Here is a 16163-nt window from a genome sequence, read left to right as displayed (position 1 = left end):
AGCCGGTCACGTCATGATTGCCGTGCAAATTGTCGAAATCCGCTGGACCAAAGCCACCCGCGGCGCGCCACGCGCCACCGAACGGGCATTGCTGCCACGCGCGTTTGCGCTGCTGCAAACCGGCTCGGCGTATTGCTGCCAGCATTACCTGATGCGTGAAGACGATGGCTTCGCCGCCGTGTTGACAAAGGAAAAGCGGGCCGAGCACGCTCCGCGCAAGGAGCGCAGCCTGCTACTGCGCGAGCATGACGATGGCTTGCTGGTGCTCGGTCTGAGGTGGGACGCGGCGGAAGGCCAGCCGCGCCGTTCCGGGAGCAACATCGCCATCCGCCTTGCGCCCGGCCACAGCGCGCGCCTGGTGCTCAACGGGCGCCACACTTCCTCGCACGGCCAGGAATACTCGGAAGTGATCTACAACGTCGCCTATGGCGACACCATCGCGCGCGAGCGCTTTCTCGGCTGCGAGCCCGACCAGCAATTCAGCCTGGCCGCACACCTGTTCTGAACGCTGGCTAGGCCGGCTTTGCTTGCTCCGCATGCAGTGTACAGCTATGATCGCTGGTCCCCAGCTCCACCTGCAAGGTGCAGTGGTGGATCGCATAATCGGCCTTGAGCGCCGCCACGATGGCATCCAGCGCCGCATCGCCCGGGTAGCCATCCGGCATCACCAGGTGCGCGGTCAGGGCCGTTTCGGTCGTGCTCATGGCCCAGATATGCAAGTCGTGGACGCCGGCCACGCCCGGCCGCGCCTTCAGATAGTCGCCCACCGCATCGGCATCCACATTGGCCGGCACCGCCGCCAGCACCAGGTCGAGCGATTCGCGCAGCAAGCCCCAGGTAGTGGCCAGGATCAGCAGCACGATCACGATACTGACCGCCGGGTCGAGCCAGGTCCAGCCGGTGAACATGATGGCCACGCCCGACAGCACCACGCCCAGCGAAATCGCGGCGTCGGCCGCCATGTGCTGGTAAGCGCCCCGGATATTCAGGTCGTCCTTGCTGCCGGCCATGAACAGCCAGGCCGAAAAACCGTTGACCAGCACGCCGATGCCGGCCACCACCGACATCGTCATGCCCTGCACCGGCCCCGGATTGGCGAAACGGTGCACCGCTTCCCAGCCGATCGCGCCGCAGGCCAGCATCAGCAGCAGGGCGTTGAGCAGGGCCGCCAGGATCGACGAACTGCGCAAGCCGTAGGTGTAGCGTCCGTCCGGTGCGCGCTTGGTGAGCATGGCCGCGCCCCAGGCCAGCATCAGGCCCAGGACATCCGACAGATTGTGGCCGGCGTCGGCCATCAACGCCGTCGAGTTGGCCAGGAATCCGTAAAAGAATTCGATGCCGACAAACACCGTGTTCAGGCCGATGGCCAGCGCGAACGCGCGTCCGTTGCCGTTCGGGTCGAGCTGATGGTGATGGTGGCCATGTCCATGCCCATGGTCGTGATCATGGCCGTGGTCGTGCTTGTGCGCCGCCGCCTTGGCGGGCGCATGCGCGTGGCTGTGTCCGGCGCGGTCGTGATCGTGGTCGTGGTCGTGGTCGTGAGCGCTGGTCATGGGTCGATTCCATTGGTGGGTTCGGCGATGTGCTCGAGCATGTCGGTCAGCACGCCGCTGATGTGGGCGTCCGCCGTCGAATAAAACACTTGCTTGCCCTGGCGCTCGGCCTTGACGATGCGCGCCGCGCGCAGCAGGCGCAGGTGGTGGCTCACCAGCGAACTGCTCAGTTGCAGGGCGGCGGCCATGTCGCCCACCGCAATCGGCCCCGCCAGGCAGGACAATACAATGCGCAGCCGGGTCGGGTCGCCCAGCAGGTGGAACAGGTCGGCCAGTTGGGCAATCGAGGCGTCGTTATCGGGAGAAGGTTTCATAGTCAACATGTGAAGATATGTAGACATGATAGCGCAAATCGGCTTTGCACGGTCGCGCTTGGCTGATTTACGGCTTTTGCATCTCGGCGGCGATGGCCGCGCGGGTTTTCGCGTCGAGTTTCGACACGACCGTCGCCAGCTTCTCGCCATGGCGCAGGGCGGCGCTTTGCTCCGGCGTCAATTCCTTTGCCGCGATCAGCGGGGCGGCGCCGGGCGCGGGCCGGAACAGCAGCGCCTGGCCGGCCAGTACCACGAACGCGCACAGCAGCGCCGCGCCGCCGGCAATCGCGATGAGGCGTTTTTCCTGGAGCGGCGGCGTGGGCGGCACGGGCGCGAGCAGCGCCGCCGGCCGCACCACGGCGGCATGGCTCAGGTGGCCGCTCTCCTGCAGCGCCTGGACCTGGTCGGCCAGGTCGGCGGTGGCGTCGTCGAGCAGTTCCACGTGGCGCTCGACCGCTTCGGCCAGCACCGCCTCGTTCAGCGCCACCAGCGCGAAAATCGGATCGTCGATATCGATCCGCACGCCGGTTTTTTCAAAGACGAGGGTGCGCAGTTTTTGCTGGTCCATGCCGGCTTACCACTGGACTTTGTCGAGTTGCTCGAACAGGTCGCGGAATACCACCTTGATGCGCTGCTTTTCCATGACGTTGAATTTGTCGCTTGCGCGCACTTCATCGGCGCTCAGGCGCGCGATATTCATCTTCTTGATGTCGGCGCCGAAGGTGTCGGCATTGCGCTGCGACAGCACCACCCGGCCGCACACGCGCGCGGCGTTATCGGAGTAGGTCTGGGATTCGGTAAATACCTTGCCGGTGGCCGATTGCAGCGGGCCGAAGTGTTCGTTTTCCCACAGCACCAGCGGCACCGCGGTCGACTTGGCGGTCGAGACAAAGCCCATGGCCGTGTCGTGCAGGGTGTCGCCGCCGCCGACGATGGTGTGGATGTACACCTTGCGTCCCGATTCCTTGAGCAAATCGAAGCAATCATTTTCCAGCAGGTAACCCATCAGCGGCGAAAAGGTGTTGGCGCCATTGTCGATCACGCAATTGCCGTCCTCTTCCAGCAGGTCGATCATGAGCGCATCGAAGCGCTTGGGGTCGATGTTGCGCGTATCGGTCATGACCGGAACGTGTTTCACGTTCATCGCCTTGTAGCGCGAAAAGGTGGCGTTTTCCTGGTCGGTGTCGTAGCAGCGCAGGGGCCGCTCGTCCTTGCCTGCCAGCCATTGCGCCAGGATGGTCGAGACCAGGGTCTTGCCGATGCCGCCCTTGCCCTGCAAGATGAAATGAACCGTATTGTGCATCGAATTGCTCCAGAAAATGGCCGGCGCCGGTGCGCGCGCCGGCCCGGCGGGTGTCAATGCAAGGGGAGAACCGGACGATGGCGCCATCCGCCATCGCGCCTCTATTCGATGATGCGCAGCAGCCCTTGCAGCGCGTGCACCACGGTCTGCTCGCGCACGGCGTGGCGGTCTCCGGCGAACACCAGGCGCTCGGTCTGGACCGTGTCGCCCCTGGCCCAGCCGAAACAGACCGTGCCGACCGGCTTGCCCGGTACCGCCCCGCTCGGGCCGGCGATGCCGGTGGTCGACAAGGCCACGTGCGCGTTGCTGTTTGCCAAAGCACCGCTGGCCATGGCGGCCGCCACTTCCTCGCTGACCGAGCCCAGCTGCGCCATCAGCGCCGCCGACACGTCGAGCAGCTCGGTTTTCGATGCATTCGAGTAGGTCACGAAGCCGCAATCGAACCAGCCGGTCGAGCCGGCCACCTCGGTGACCGCCTGCGCTACCCCGCCGCCGGTGCACGATTCGGCGGTCACCAGCAGCAAGCCTTTCGCTTGCAGCGCGCGGCCGACTCTGGCGGAAAGATCGAGAATGTCGTTCGTCACGTGTTGCTCCTTTTGGACGGTAATCGGGGATCGGGCTCCAGACCGGAATGCGGATCGGTCGGGGGCGCGCGCACGACGGCGCGGCCCTGCGATTCTACTTTACCATGCGCTCTGCAACACTGTCCGTCCACCCTGTTGCAATGTTTCAAAAGCCATATCCAAGCGAACTAAAAAAGCGTAGAGTGGATCCGGGGAAATCGTTGTGCGCCCGGCCGTTCTAGCGTGCGCCGCCGGCCTGCTGCTTTGATATGCTGGGCTTTACAGCTGAGTTTGCTTTTCTGTCTGATTCGGATTGGAGTCCCATGTCCCCGATTCTTTTGCATGCCGCACTGCCATGGCGGGCCTGAGCCGGTTCGCATTGCGCGGGCTTGCGGGACGCTGGCTGGCGCTGCTGGCGGGAGCGGCGATGCTTGCCTGGAGCGGCGTTTGCGCGGCCCAGCCCAGCGTCGAAAACCAGGTGAAGGCGGCCTACCTGTTCAAATTCGCCGGCTTCGTCGAGTGGCCCGAAGGCAGCTTCGTACGCCCCGACAGCCCGCTCCAGATCGGCGTGGCCGGCAATGACGGCCTGGCCGACCAGCTCGAACAAATGGTGGCCGGCCGCACCGTCGGCGGGCACGCCATTTCGGTGCGCAAACTGCGCCGCGGCGACCCCCTGCAAGGCTTGCACATCCTGTTCATCGGCGCCGGCGAGCGCGCCGCCGTGATCGACATGCTGGCGGCCGCGCGCGGCCAGTCGGTGCTCACCGTGTCCGACGCCGACGACGGCATTGCCTTGGGGTGCATGATCGCCTTTGTGGTGGCCCAGGACCGGCTGCGCTTCGACGTCGCCCTCGGCCAGGTCAATTCGAGCCGGCTGCGCATCAGCGCGCGCATGCTGGCGGCAGCGAACCGCGTGCAGGGGGCCACATGATCGTCCGCTCGATCCGCCAAAAACTGGTCACGGTGGTGATGCTCACCACCCTCGCGGCGCTGCTGGTCTCGATCGGCACCGTGATCGCCTACGACCTGCGCAACTACCACAAGGCGCTCCTGGGCGACATGGCGACCCAGGCCGAACTGCTCGGCCACATGACATCGGCCGCGCTCACCTTCGACGATGCCCGCCTGGCCACCGAAAACCTGGCGCTGCTGCGCATCCGCCCGTCGGTGCGGGCCGGCGCCATCTACGACGCCAAGGGCGCGCTGTTCGCGTCCTACCGCGCGCGCGGCGAGCTGCACCCGTTCCCGGTCAGTCCCCAGACTGACGACCTGCGCGTGAGCGGCGACGACCTGCTGCTGTACCGCAGGGTGGTCGAAAACGGCGAACTGCTCGGCACCGTCTACCTGCGCGCCGAATACACCCTGGTCGCGCGCGCGATCGATTACCTGAGCATCGCCGCCGGCGTGATCGCGCTGGCGATGCTGATCGCCTGGCTGATGACGCGCCGGCTCGGGCGCATCGTCACCGCGCCGATCGTCGCGCTCACCGAAACGGCGCGCGAAGTGGTCAGCACGCGCGACTACTCGCGGCGCGCCCCGCGCATCAGCGATGACGAGGCGGGCGAACTGGTGGACTCGTTCAACGCCATGCTCGGCGAGATCGAGCAGCGCACCGGCGCGCTCGAAACGTCGCACCATGCGATCGCGCGCGAAGCCGAGGAGCGCGCCCGCGCGCAGCAGGAAATCATGGACCTCAACGAGCAGCTCGAAGTGCGCGTGCACGAACGCACCATGCAACTGGAACTGACCAACGCCGAACTGGAAGTGGCCATGGCCGCGGCCAAGAACGCCAACCAGGCCAAGTCGGCCTTCCTGTCGTCGATGAGCCACGAGCTGCGCACGCCGCTCAACGCGATTCTCGGCTTCGCCCAGATCCTCACGTCCGAATCGCTGCCCTCGACCCTGGCGCAAAAGAAGGAGTTCGCCGGCCACATTCTCAAATCGGGGCGCCACCTGCTCACCCTGATCAACGAAATCCTCGACCTGGCCAAGGTCGAATCGGGCACCGTGACCTTGTCGATGGAGCCGGTGGCGCTGGCCGACATGCTGGTCGAGTGCCGCAACATGACCGAACCGCTGGCGCAGCAGCGCAAGATCCGCATGCTGTTCCCGGACGCGCCGGGCGCCGTGGTGCAGGCCGACCGCACGCGCCTGAAACAGGTGCTGTTAAATCTGCTCTCGAACGCCATCAAGTACAACCGCGACATGGGCGCGGTGGTGTGCGACTGCAGCGTGGTCACCGCCAACCGGGTGCGCCTGTCGGTGCAGGATACCGGCATGGGCCTGCGCCCGGACCAGATCGCGTCGCTGTTCCAGCCGTTCAACCGCCTGGGCCAGGAAAACGGCAGCGAGGAAGGCACCGGCATCGGCCTGGTCGTCACGCGCCGCCTGGTGGAACTGATGGGCGGCGAAATCGGCGTCTCGAGCAGCGTCGGCGTGGGTACGGTGTTCTGGATCGAACTGGGCCTGACCGAGCCCGTGCCCTCGGCCGTCGGCGAGGCGATCGTGCTGACCCTGGAACACAAGGCGGCGCCCGTGCCGCTGGCCGAGCACAGCCTGCTGTACGTCGAAGACAATCCGGCCAACCTGAAACTGGTGCAGGAGATCGTGCGCTTCCGGCCCGACCTGCATTTGCTGACCGCGCCCGATGGCCACCTCGGCATCGAACTGGCCAAGGCGCACCTGCCGGACGTGATCCTGATGGACCTCAACCTGCCGTGCGTGAGCGGGGCCGACGCGCTCAAGGAATTGCGCAGCGATCCGCGCACGGCGCACATTCCGGTCATCGCACTGACCGCCAACGCGATGCCGCGCGATATCGAGCGCGGGCTGGCCAGCGGCTTTTTCCGTTACCTCACCAAACCGATCAACATCGACGAATTCAACGAGGCGATCGACAGCACCCTCGCATTCGCCGACACGCGGCAGCTTGCGCAGAAAGCGCGGAATCCATGATATCGCTCGATGACATCCATAACGCCGCGATCCTGGTCGTCGACGACCAGCTGGTCAACGTCCAGCTGCTCGAATACCTGCTCACGACCACCGGCTACACCAACGTGAGCAGCACCACCGACCCGCGCGAGGTGGCCGCCATGCACCGCAAGCACCGCTACGACCTGATCATCCTCGACCTGCACATGCCGGGCATGAGCGGCTTCCAGGTGATGGAAGCGCTCGCGCCCATGGAAACCGAAGCCTACCTGCCGGTGCTGGTGGTGACGGCCGAACCGGACAAAAAGCTGGCCGCGCTCGACGCCGGCGCGCGCGACTTCGTCGGCAAGCCGTTCGACCCGGTCGAAGTGCTCACCCGCATCCGCAACATGCTCGAAGTGCGCCTGCTGCACCGCGAATCGAAGAGCTACGGCACCCTGCTGGAACAAACGGTACGCGAGCGCACCGCCGAGCTGCAGCGCTTTCGCAGCGCCATGGACGCCACCGACGACGCCATCTTCCTGATCGATACCGGCAGCATGGACGTGGTCGACGTCAACGACGGTGCCTGCCGCATGCTCGGCTACCGGCGCGACGAGCTGCTGCGGCTCGACCCCACGGTGTACGGACTGGCCGGCCCGGGCCAGCTGGCGCGCCAGGCCGATCCGGAGCGCGACATCGCGCGCTACCCCGACCTGGTGGAAGACCAGCTGACCCGCGCCGACCTGCGCGAAGTAGCGGTGGAAATCTACTGGCAAACCCAGAGCGTGGGCAGCACGCGCATGCTGATCGCGGTGGCGCGCGACATCAGCGAACGGCTGGCCGCGCGCCAGCGCCTGGCGCACCTGGCCAGCTACGACAGCCTGACCGGCCTGCCCAACCGCACCCTGTTCTACCAGACCTTGCGCGAAGCGATCGAGCTGGCCCAGGACAAGCAGTGGCGCATCGTGGTGCTGTTCATCGCGCTCGACCGCTTCAAGACCGTCAACGATTCGCTCGGTTCGGCCCTGGGCGACGAGCTGCTGCGCCAGTTCAGCACGCGCCTGGTGCAGTGCGTGCGCATCCGCGACACGGTCGGGCGCCTGGGGGGGGACGAATTCGCGCTCATCCTGACCATGACGCGCAACCAGCAGGATGCCGTCAACGTCGCCAACGAAGTGCGCGACACCTTGCGGGCGCCGTTCGACCTGCAGGGCAAGCAGGCCGGCCTGACGGCCAGCATCGGCATCGCCATGTACCCGGACGACGCCCTTGACCCCGAAACCCTGATCAAGTACGCCGACACGGCCATGAGCCGGGCCAAGGAAGCGGGGCGCGACGGCTACCGCTTTTTCACCGCCGGCATGAACGTGCAGGTGCTGGAGCGGCTCGACCTCGAACTGGCGCTGCGTCACGCGCTGGAGCATGGCGAATTCCTGCTGTACTTCCAGCCCAAGGTGAATCTGCGCACGGGCCGCATCAGCGGCGCCGAAGCGCTGCTGCGCTGGAACCGGCCCGGTTACGGCCTGGTGTTCCCGGCCGAATTCGTGCCGGTGATGGAGGAAACCGGCTTGATCGTGCGGGTCGGCGGGTGGGTGATCGACGAAGCCTGCCGCCAGATCGCCCTGTGGTCGGCCAGCGAGGTGGGCGACGTGCGCGTAGCCGTCAATGTATCGAGCCGCCAGTTTGTCGAGGGCGACCTGGAAGGCGAAATCCGGGCGGCGGTCGGCCGCCACGGCATCGATGCGGCGCTGCTCGAACTGGAACTGACCGAAAGCGCGCTGATGTCCAACGCCGAGCACACCATCGCGGTGCTGGGCAATCTGAAGCAGCTGGGCATCACGATTGCGATCGACGATTTCGGCACCGGCTATTCGAGCCTGGCGTACCTGAAGCGCTTCCCGATCGACAAGCTCAAGATCGACATCGCCTTCGTGCGCGACGTGACGGTCAATCCGGACGATGCGGCCATCGCCCTGGCCATCATCGGCATGGCCCATTCGCTGCATATGCAAGTGATCGCCGAAGGGGTCGAGACGCCGGCGCAGATGGCCTACCTGCGGCGCCACCGCTGCGATGAAGTGCAGGGTTTTCATTTCAGCCGCCCGCTGCCGGCCGGGGAGTTCGGCGAGATGGTGCTGGCCAATCTGGCGCAGCCGTCCGAGCCGGAGTCGCCCGACAATCACCGCCAGACCTTGCTGATCGTGGACGACGACGTCAATGTGCTGTCGTCGCTGCACCGGCTGTTCAAGCGCGATAACTACCGCATCCTGACGGCGGTGTCGCCGGGCGAAGGCTTCGAGCTGCTGGCGCTGCACACGGTGCAGGTGATCGTGTGCGACCAGCGCATGCCGGGCATGAGCGGCACCGAGTTCCTGAGCAAGGTCAAGGAGCTGTATCCGGACACGATACGGATTATCTTGTCAGGCTACACGGGGCTCGAAGCGGTGCTCGACTCGATCAACCGCGGCGCGATTTACCGCTTCTACACCAAGCCCTGGGACGAGACGCAATTACGCGATAACGTGCGCCTGGCCTTCCATCACTACTGGCTGATGAACGGTCCCAAGGACGACCCGCACAATGCGCATTTCGTCGAAGCGGGGCAGGTGGAGGCGGAGTAGGGGCGGTTGGGCGCTCGCCCCCGAGACCTAAAAACCGTCGTTCCCGCGCAGGCGGGAACCCAAGTACATGCCGCAACTACGGGCGGCTCGACGAAATTGGGTTCCCGCCTCTCCAGTAACTAGTCTTTGCCGCTAATTTGAGCAGCTTTGCGACTCCAAACCTCGAAACCGTCGCTCCCGCGCAGGCGGAAACGCATGCGTTTCCCCCATAGCACCGTCGATATACGAATGTGCTATGGATTCCCGCCTGCGCGCACTGTCGTCCGGAATAATTTTCTTGACGCGCTCACGAGAAGAGGCATCCTTGAATTTCTGCGAATTCGTGCGCCGCTTGTCGTCGTCGGCGATCATGTAAATCTTCGGTGTCCGTACGTTGAAATAGGGTTGCGCGGACGAAGCAAAGGCAATCCCACAGGGTCCGTTTCACACGGTTGGACTCGTTGAACAGTGCAACCAACAAATAACTGATGAGAGCGGTAAGTATCTGAATCCGGACCGCGTTTTCAGATCGTCCGAGGAACTGCTTGATCTTGAGGTGCTGCTTGATCCATTTGAAGAACAGCTCGATTGCCCAGCGCTTTTTGTAGTGCTGGGCAATTTCCATGGCACTACTGTCGAAGTCGTTAGTAGCCAGAACGATGGGCGTATCTTTGTTCGGCCGCGCCACGATGACACGGCGCAAAGGCTTCCCAAAGTAGAGATTGATCCGTTTTCCGCCGAGCCGTTTGTGCTTGAAAGTAACGATTTCGTCGCTGAGCACGATGTGCGCATCGTCAGCAGGGATGTCCGATTTCTGCAGGACGTTGACAGCGGCGTTGTTCTTGAAACGAGTAACAAAGCGCGCGTTGGCCTCGTCAATGGATTTCCACCAATTGAAATCGCAAGAGCCCTTGTCAAATACATAGAGCGCGTTCGCTTCGAGCGGTACGTCAACTGCCCGTTCAACGTCATTGACGTTGGGGTGGCTAATGTCGTGCCAGACAGGGATTGCATCATGGGCATCATACAAAACGTGCAGCTTCAAGCCTTGCGTATTGCGAGTGCTATTCTCGGGCGTCCACCTCTCAAACTCCCGTCCCTTCAACGTCAACGAGGTGGAGTCAAGCAAATACATCAGATCATTGCTTTGCTGGCGCAGCTTACGCGACACCTTCCCCATCAACCAGGCAGCGGTATCACTAAACACCGTGTCAGATCGATTCTCATTGGCGTCAGCCAAGGTGGAGCGCTTGATCGCTGACGTACCAAGATGGTAGTGATGCGCGACATGACTGTTGAAGCCAGTCTCCAGTGGTCGCAACCCCTTCGCCTCACTGATCTGCGCGTAGAGCATGGCAATGAGATGATCCCAATGCCCGAACTTCTTGCAATATTTGTCGGCATTGTGCCGTTCGACTAGTTGAGCGAAGGTTCCTCGCGGGAGCCCCTTCATTAAACGCTGAAAAGTAGTTATGCTGAACATGTTGCAGGTTTGGTTTTTAAGTTGGCAAACAGAGGTTAACCCTCGTAAACCAATACCTGCAACCCTTTTAACGTTGTCAACCCACTTTATTCCGGACAGCAGTGCGCCTGCGCGGGAAGTCATTTCTGCCAATGGCAGGAATGACGGAGCTTAGGTTAGCGCCATTTGGAAGCGCCCTCGCACTTTGCACAGTTCCAAGAGATTTGAGGAGTTTCATAGAAACTGGGACCTGCGCGGGAAGTCGTTTCTGGCAATGCCAGAAACGACGGCGCTAGATTTATCGGAAAAAATCAGGCGCTCGCGAAGTGGTCGAAGCCGGCCAGTTGCAGGTCGAGCGCGCTGCCGGCGGCGTCGACCAGGCGCAGGCCCGGCGCGGCGTCGATTGTCCCGACGCGCGTGACGGCGCTACCGCACGCAACGCCCGCGGCGATGATTGCCTCGCGCTGCGCGCGCGCGGCCGTGAAGCACAACTCGTAATCGTCGCCGCCGGCGGCGCAGAACCGGCGCCGCAGCGCCTGCGGCTGCGCGGCCAGTACCGGTCCGGCGGGCAGCGCGTCGACGTCCAGCGTGGCACCCACCTTCGAAGCGGCCAGGATGTGAGCGAGGTCGCCCACCAGCCCGTCCGAGATATCGATGGCGGCGTGGGCCAGCCTGGCATTGGCCAGGGCCAGGCCGAGTGCCACGCGCGGAGTCGGCATGTGCATGCGGGCGCCGGCCGCCACTTGGGCGGCATCGTCCAGCGCATATTCCTTGTGGTAGCCGGCCAGCGCCAGGCGGGCGTCGCCCAGGGAACCCGAGATCCACAGATCGTCGCCGGCCATGGCGGCATCGCGCCGCAGCGCATGGCCGGGCGCCAGCTCGCCGAAGATGGTGATGCAGATGTTCAGCGGGCCTTTGGTGGTGTCGCCGCCGATCAGCTCACAGCCATGCTGGTCGGCCAGCGCGAACAGGCCGGCGGAAAATCCGGACAGCCAGTCGCGGTCGGCCGCCGGCAACGCCAGCGCCAGGGTGAAGGCGACGGGCTTGGCGCCCATCGCCGCCAGGTCGGACAGGTTCACCGCCAGGCATTTGTGGCCCAGCATGCGCGCGTCGGCGCCGGCGAAGAAGTGGCGGTCTTCCACCAGCATGTCGGACGAAATGGCCATCTGCATGCCGGGGGAGGGGGCGAGCAGCGCGCAATCGTCGCCGATGCCGAGCACGGCCTGGCCGGGCCGGGGACGCTGGAAGTACTGCTTGATGAGGTCGAATTCGGAGAGCATCCGCAAATTGTACCCCGGCCTGCGCCCAATCCGGTGCCAACGGGCATGTTGCCGCAGTCCTGATGCGCGAGCGGGCATGCGGGTTGCCAGACCATGCACGGGGCCATTGGAAAGGCGCGCACATCCAGGCTTGAAAATTACTAAGATGTATCGTACTATATTGAATAGTAAGATCAATCTTAGGAATATCGCCATGCCCCATTCTGATGCCGCCCAATTTGCCGTTCATCTCCGTCGAGCCGTGTCGCAGCTGGCTCGCCGCTTGCGTCCGAACCTGCGTCACGCTGGCCTGAGCGCGACCAAGTTGAGTGTGGTCGGGCAGCTTTATCGCGCAGGCCCGATGACGCCAACGGCGCTTGCCGCCAATGAAGGCATCAAGATTCAATCGCTGACCCGCCTGCTTGCGGAGCTCGAAGCCGACGGCTGGCTTGTCCGCACGACAGATGCGTCCGATGGCCGCAAGTCCTTGATGACCTTGACCCGGGAGGGTACCCGGCGTTTGATCGACGCCGTTCAGGACGGCGACGCCTCGCTGGCCAGGATCATCGCCACCACCTTGAGCCAGGAGGAGCGCGCCTTGTTGCGGCAAGCCTGTTCCTTACTTGAACGCATCGGTGACGCCGTGGGCGAGCTGGCGCCGGCGCAAACCGATCCGGCCAGCGGCCCTGAGCAAGGAGAATAATCATGCGCCTGGCATTTTGGGCACGCCAGGCGCGTTCGTGGCGGCCCCGCATGTCCGCGAATCGCCAGCACGGCTGGCAGCTTGCCGCCGCTGTCGTGATGGCCTATTTCGCGTCGGTGCTGGCGGGCTTGCCCGAGCACTTTTGGGCGGTGATGAGCGTGTTGATCGTCATGCGGCCCAGTGCCGGCGGCTCGCTCGATGCCGGCTGGGAGCGCGTGTGCGGCACGATGGCCGGCGTCCTGTGTGGCTTGCTGGGCGTGTATGTCGAGCATCTCGGCGCCGATGCGCTGCTTACCACCCTGGCCATCGTGGCGGCCCTGGCGTTTGCCAGTGCCGCCACACCGGCCTTGCGCAGCGCCGCCGTGGCCGCCCTGATCATCCTGAGCGCCAGCCAGCTTCCCGGCCACTCGGCGCTGCAAACGGCCGTCCTTCGCGTGAGCCAGATCGGCATTGGGGTCGGTGTTGCGCTGGCCGTCGCGCTGCTTTCCTCGACATATGACGCGCCCAGGCGTTTGCATGCGGGATGCGCTTCCTTGCTGCGGGCAATGGCCTTGCGGCTGCGCCAGGCGGACGACAAGGTCAACACGACGGACAGCGAGGCGGAACAGGCGGCAGCGAGCGCGCGTCATGCGCTCGGCCGGCTCACCATGCTGGCGCGTGGCGCGGACCGGGAAGCGCCGCTGTTGCGGCGCGCGCAAGCGCTGCGCGAGCCACGCCATTACAGCCGCCTCACCGGCTTGATGCAACGCGTGTTTCAAGATGTCGCGGTGCTGAGGCGAATGTTGCTCGCCGCCCCTGCGCGCCAGGATGACAGTCCGGCCTGCGAGGTCGCCCAGGCAGTGGCGCTGGCGCTCGACAGTGTCGCCGATTGCATGGCAGGGGCAGGTCAAGCCGACTTGAGTTCGCTGCGGCGGATCGCCGCCGGCCATGAAAGCCATCTTGCCGATGCCGGAGCATCTTGCCGCCGCGCGGTGTTGCTGGCCGCGCCACTGCATATGCTGCTGGAAGACCTCCAGCGCATCTGCTTTTATTTGCGAAAAAAGCCGCACGAGCAGTCTTGATGAACGTTGACACCACGGGGGCATGATGGAAAAATTTCTGTTATTTGTTGCGTTGCCGGTCGTGCTGGTTTGTGCGCTGATCGAAGCCTGGGTGCTGTCGCGCCGGGCACGCTTCGACTGGAAGGCCATGGGCGTCTCCATGGCCGATCTGATCGGACGTACCGTGGTGTCGATACTGTTACCCATGTCGATTGCGGGTCCGGCCATCGATTTTATATGGGGCCACCGGCTCGCGACTGCCCATCTCGATAGCTGGCAAGGCGTGCTGATCCTGTTTTTTGGGCAGGAGTTTTGTTATTACTGCTACCATCGCGCCGCCCACCGGGTACGCTGGTTCTGGTGCCACCACTCGGTGCATCATTCACCGAATGAACTCAATCTCTCGGCCGCTTTCCGGGTCGGCTTGCTGGGCAAGTTGATCGGCAACACCCTCTTTTTCATCCCGCTGATCTGGATTGGTTTTTCCCCGCGCATTGTGGCCGCGACACTGGCGCTCAATCTGCTGTACCAATTCTGGATTCACGCCACCTGGATTCCCAGGCTGGGCTGGCTGGAATATGTCTTCAATACGCCGTCCGCGCACCGCGTGCATCACGCCGCCAACCTGGAGTATCTCGACGCGAACTACGGCGGCGTACTGATCGTCTTCGACCGCTTGTTCGGCACCTACAGCAAGGAGCGCGACGATATCGCCTGCCGCTATGGCCTGGTGCACCCGCAGACGAGCTACAACCCGCTGCGCATCGAGTTCGATCCATGGGCCGCTCTCGTCAAGGACTTGCTGGGCGCGCGCAGCATCCGGGCCGTGCTCGGCTATCTCCTGATGCCGCCCGGCTGGAAACCGGATGGCGAAGGAGAAACGACCGAGGAGCTTCGCCTGCGCGCTGCCGGGAGCCGGCGCTAGTTCCCTGCGATGCGTGGAAACCCGGCGCGAACGCCGCGCTGTCGCGTGGCTTACAGGCGGCCCAGCTTGACCTCCACCAGGCGGCCTTTTTTCTTGAATTCCTCGTTGACCGTCACCAGGATGCGCCCTTGCGTATCTTCCGCCATCGCGGTGACCTGGCTGGTGGCGTCCGCCACGGTGCGCTTGTAGCCGGGCAGCAGGGTTGACAGGTCGGTCCATTTGTCGCCGTTGTCGTTCGACCAGGCCAGATACGGCAAGCCATGAGCCTTGTCGAAACCGGCCGCGACGATCACGTTGGGCTTGCCGGCTGGCGAGAGCAACCTGGTGATGTAGGGGTAATTCGCGCCACCCGAGAGCGCTTGCTTGAGCACGAATTTGTAGCTCTTGCCGCTGTCGTCGCTGCGCAGCAGGCCACCCTCGACACCGATGAACACGCGCTCGCTCTTGCCCAGGGTGGTAATCAGATGCACGTTGCGGTTTTCCAGTTCCGGCACGCTGATCTGCACCGGAACCTTGGAGGCCAGCCCGGAATTGTCGGCGTTCATGGCGTAAGCGCGCACATAGGCCATGTCGAGCGGGCATTCGCCGCCCGTCAGCAGCAGTCCTCCCACCACCTCGAACGACTGGTGGGTGCAGCTCATGCTGTCCATCGTCCCCATGATCGGCCGCCAAGTGAGGCCCTGGTCGTTCGAGATCTGCAGGTTCTGGCCGGCGCCGCCATTGGCGAACCAGCGCCTGCCGACCGCCTTGACATCGGCCACCTGCATGCGTTCGCAGTAAGTTGCGTAGCAGATCCGGAAGTCCTTGTCCTTGGGCACAAAGCTCATCTTCGCCTGGTCCAGCTCGCACAAGGTGTGTTCGTCGGCGCTGCCCCAGGCCGGCTGCATCAGCAGGGTCTTGCCATCGACCTGCTTGAGCTCGGCCGCGCGCCGCACTTCGACCTGGGTGCTGGCCGGCAGCTTGCATTCGCCCAGGGCCACGTTTTGCCAGATTGACTTGGCGCTGACCCCGCGCGCGGTCGTCAGTACCGAGGTCGCTTCGGTTTCGGTATTGGTCAACGCGACATAGGCATTTTTGTCGTCGATGGTGATGGCGTTCATGCCGCGATCGTGACTCATCAGCACGTCGACACGCGCGACCGGGTCGGGCGCCGGGGTGGGGCCAGGTTTGCCGCCGTCGCCGCCGCCACCGCCGCATCCGGTCAGCAGGGTGGCGGCGATCAGGCCGGCGGGAAGGACTTGTTGGACAGGTTTCATGGGATGCTCTTTGGACAGGGTTGGCGAAGGCTCGCGCCGCCCTGGAAGGGATCTCCCGCCCCGCAGCGCCGCGATGCCGTGCATTGTCTGGCCAGCCCCAGGCATGGGTCTATTGCGTTTATGTCTAGGATTTGTATCAACTGTCGGCCATGTGTACCGGCCTGTAGCGCCGAGCGAGCGATCGCTTTTTTGTTTTGTGCGATGAATTTTCGTGTTTTGGGGCAATTGACCCGACGTTGGTGAAAATACGTAGCTTGTTGAAAGATCAC

General features: G+C 64.1%; 15 protein-coding genes. 7 read left to right on the top strand and 8 right to left on the bottom strand.

Features of this window, described 5'->3' with window-relative positions; all coding sequences use genetic code 11:
• Window positions 1–13: 13 nt before the first annotated feature.
• Complete coding sequence (locus IV454_RS04175; RefSeq protein ID WP_206090453.1) at window positions 14–505, top strand: hypothetical protein; 492 nt, start codon at window positions 14–16, stop codon at window positions 503–505.
• Between the two features lie 7 nt (window positions 506–512).
• Here IV454_RS04175 and IV454_RS04170 read toward each other — a convergent pair whose 3' ends face one another.
• From IV454_RS04170 to IV454_RS04150, 5 genes are all read right to left on the bottom strand, one after another.
• A complete protein-coding gene (locus IV454_RS04170; protein WP_206090452.1) occupies window positions 513–1553 on the bottom strand; it encodes a cation diffusion facilitator family transporter in 1041 nt (346 codons plus the stop codon).
• Entirely contained in the window at window positions 1550–1867 is a 318-nt protein-coding gene (locus IV454_RS04165) for an ArsR/SmtB family transcription factor (protein ID WP_206090451.1), read from the bottom strand. The genes IV454_RS04170 and IV454_RS04165 overlap by 4 nt, the downstream gene beginning before the upstream one ends.
• Window positions 1868–1934: 67 nt before the next feature.
• Entirely contained in the window at window positions 1935–2435 is a 501-nt protein-coding gene (locus IV454_RS04160; RefSeq protein ID WP_206090450.1) for a hypothetical protein, read from the bottom strand.
• A 6-nt stretch (window positions 2436–2441) separates the two neighbouring features.
• Entirely contained in the window at window positions 2442–3170 is a 729-nt protein-coding gene (locus tag IV454_RS04155; RefSeq protein ID WP_206090449.1) for a P-loop NTPase family protein, read from the bottom strand.
• 101 nt (window positions 3171–3271) lie between these two features.
• Window positions 3272–3754: a CinA family protein gene (locus tag IV454_RS04150; protein WP_206090448.1), complete on the bottom strand. Its 483-nt coding sequence runs from the start codon at window positions 3752–3754 to the stop codon at window positions 3272–3274.
• A 334-nt stretch (window positions 3755–4088) separates the two neighbouring features.
• Between IV454_RS04150 and IV454_RS04145 the strand changes: the two genes are divergently transcribed.
• The 3 genes from IV454_RS04145 to IV454_RS04135 are packed head-to-tail and all read left to right on the top strand — an operon-like array spanning window position 4089 to window position 9270.
• Window positions 4089–4664, top strand: a complete 576-nt coding sequence (locus IV454_RS04145) for a TOL_0243 family YfiR-like periplasmic protein (protein ID WP_206090447.1) — start codon at window positions 4089–4091, stop codon at window positions 4662–4664.
• Window positions 4661–6688 (top strand): sensor histidine kinase, YfiR-like protein-associated, encoded by a 2028-nt coding sequence (locus tag IV454_RS04140; protein ID WP_206090446.1) that lies wholly within the window; start codon window positions 4661–4663, stop codon window positions 6686–6688. Before IV454_RS04145 ends, IV454_RS04140 begins: the two co-directional genes overlap by 4 nt.
• Complete coding sequence (locus IV454_RS04135) at window positions 6685–9270, top strand: EAL domain-containing protein (protein WP_206090445.1); 2586 nt, start codon at window positions 6685–6687, stop codon at window positions 9268–9270. Before IV454_RS04140 ends, IV454_RS04135 begins: the two co-directional genes overlap by 4 nt.
• A 286-nt stretch (window positions 9271–9556) precedes the next feature.
• Here IV454_RS04135 and IV454_RS04130 read toward each other — a convergent pair whose 3' ends face one another.
• Together IV454_RS04130 and thiL are read right to left on the bottom strand one after the other, a co-directional pair.
• On the bottom strand, window positions 9557–10855 hold the full coding sequence (locus IV454_RS04130) for an IS4 family transposase (protein ID WP_206090444.1): 1299 nt from the start codon (window positions 10853–10855) through the stop codon (window positions 9557–9559).
• Window positions 10856–11022: 167 nt separating this feature from the next.
• Window positions 11023–11991, bottom strand: a complete 969-nt coding sequence (thiL, locus tag IV454_RS04125; RefSeq protein WP_206090443.1) for a thiamine-phosphate kinase — start codon at window positions 11989–11991, stop codon at window positions 11023–11025.
• Window positions 11992–12121: 130 nt separating this feature from the next.
• Between thiL and IV454_RS04120 the strand changes: the two genes are divergently transcribed.
• Genes IV454_RS04120 through IV454_RS04110 form a run of 3 tightly spaced genes read left to right on the top strand, consistent with a single transcriptional unit; the run spans window position 12122 to window position 14638 of the window.
• Complete coding sequence (locus IV454_RS04120; RefSeq protein WP_229522053.1) at window positions 12122–12673, top strand: MarR family winged helix-turn-helix transcriptional regulator; 552 nt, start codon at window positions 12122–12124, stop codon at window positions 12671–12673.
• Window positions 12674–12723: 50 nt separating this feature from the next.
• Window positions 12724–13734 carry an FUSC family protein gene (locus IV454_RS04115; protein WP_206090442.1) on the top strand — a complete coding sequence of 337 codons (1011 nt, stop codon included), beginning with the start codon at window positions 12724–12726 and terminating at the stop codon, window positions 13732–13734.
• A 22-nt stretch (window positions 13735–13756) separates the two neighbouring features.
• Window positions 13757–14638, top strand: coding sequence for a sterol desaturase family protein (locus IV454_RS04110; protein ID WP_206090441.1), 882 nt, complete (start codon window positions 13757–13759; stop codon window positions 14636–14638).
• 50 nt (window positions 14639–14688) lie between these two features.
• On the opposite strand, the gene IV454_RS04105 is transcribed toward IV454_RS04110, so the two are convergent.
• Window positions 14689–15894 carry a hypothetical protein gene (locus tag IV454_RS04105; RefSeq protein ID WP_206090440.1) on the bottom strand — a complete coding sequence of 402 codons (1206 nt, stop codon included), beginning with the start codon at window positions 15892–15894 and terminating at the stop codon, window positions 14689–14691.
• Window positions 15895–16163 lie beyond the last annotated feature (269 nt).

This window comes from Massilia antarctica (genome assembly GCF_015689335.1).
Classification (GTDB): domain Bacteria; phylum Pseudomonadota; class Gammaproteobacteria; order Burkholderiales; family Burkholderiaceae_D; genus Telluria_A; species Telluria_A antarctica.
The sequence above is the reverse complement of the archived record's forward strand: the minus strand, read 5'-3'. Positions and strand labels throughout refer to the sequence as shown.

Bases quoted from the DNA above. Each gene is read 5' to 3' on its own strand.
- IV454_RS04175 (WP_206090453.1), top strand. From the start codon at position 14: ATGATTGCCGTGCAAATTGTCGAAATCCGCTGGACCAAAGCCACCCGC.
- IV454_RS04170 (WP_206090452.1), bottom strand. From the start codon at position 1,553: ATGACCAGCGCTCACGACCACGACCACGACCACGATCACGACCGCGCC.
- IV454_RS04165 (WP_206090451.1), bottom strand. From the start codon at position 1,867: ATGAAACCTTCTCCCGATAACGACGCCTCGATTGCCCAACTGGCCGAC.
- IV454_RS04160 (WP_206090450.1), bottom strand. From the start codon at position 2,435: ATGGACCAGCAAAAACTGCGCACCCTCGTCTTTGAAAAAACCGGCGTG.
- IV454_RS04155 (WP_206090449.1), bottom strand. From the start codon at position 3,170: ATGCACAATACGGTTCATTTCATCTTGCAGGGCAAGGGCGGCATCGGC.
- IV454_RS04145 (WP_206090447.1), top strand. From the start codon at position 4,089: ATGGCGGGCCTGAGCCGGTTCGCATTGCGCGGGCTTGCGGGACGCTGG.
- IV454_RS04140 (WP_206090446.1), top strand. From the start codon at position 4,661: ATGATCGTCCGCTCGATCCGCCAAAAACTGGTCACGGTGGTGATGCTC.
- IV454_RS04135 (WP_206090445.1), top strand. From the start codon at position 6,685: ATGATATCGCTCGATGACATCCATAACGCCGCGATCCTGGTCGTCGAC.
- IV454_RS04130 (WP_206090444.1), bottom strand. From the start codon at position 10,855: ATGACTTCCCGCGCAGGCGCACTGCTGTCCGGAATAAAGTGGGTTGAC.
- thiL (WP_206090443.1), bottom strand. From the start codon at position 11,991: ATGCTCTCCGAATTCGACCTCATCAAGCAGTACTTCCAGCGTCCCCGG.
- IV454_RS04115 (WP_206090442.1), top strand. From the start codon at position 12,724: ATGTCCGCGAATCGCCAGCACGGCTGGCAGCTTGCCGCCGCTGTCGTG.
- IV454_RS04110 (WP_206090441.1), top strand. From the start codon at position 13,757: ATGATGGAAAAATTTCTGTTATTTGTTGCGTTGCCGGTCGTGCTGGTT.
- IV454_RS04105 (WP_206090440.1), bottom strand. From the start codon at position 15,894: ATGAAACCTGTCCAACAAGTCCTTCCCGCCGGCCTGATCGCCGCCACC.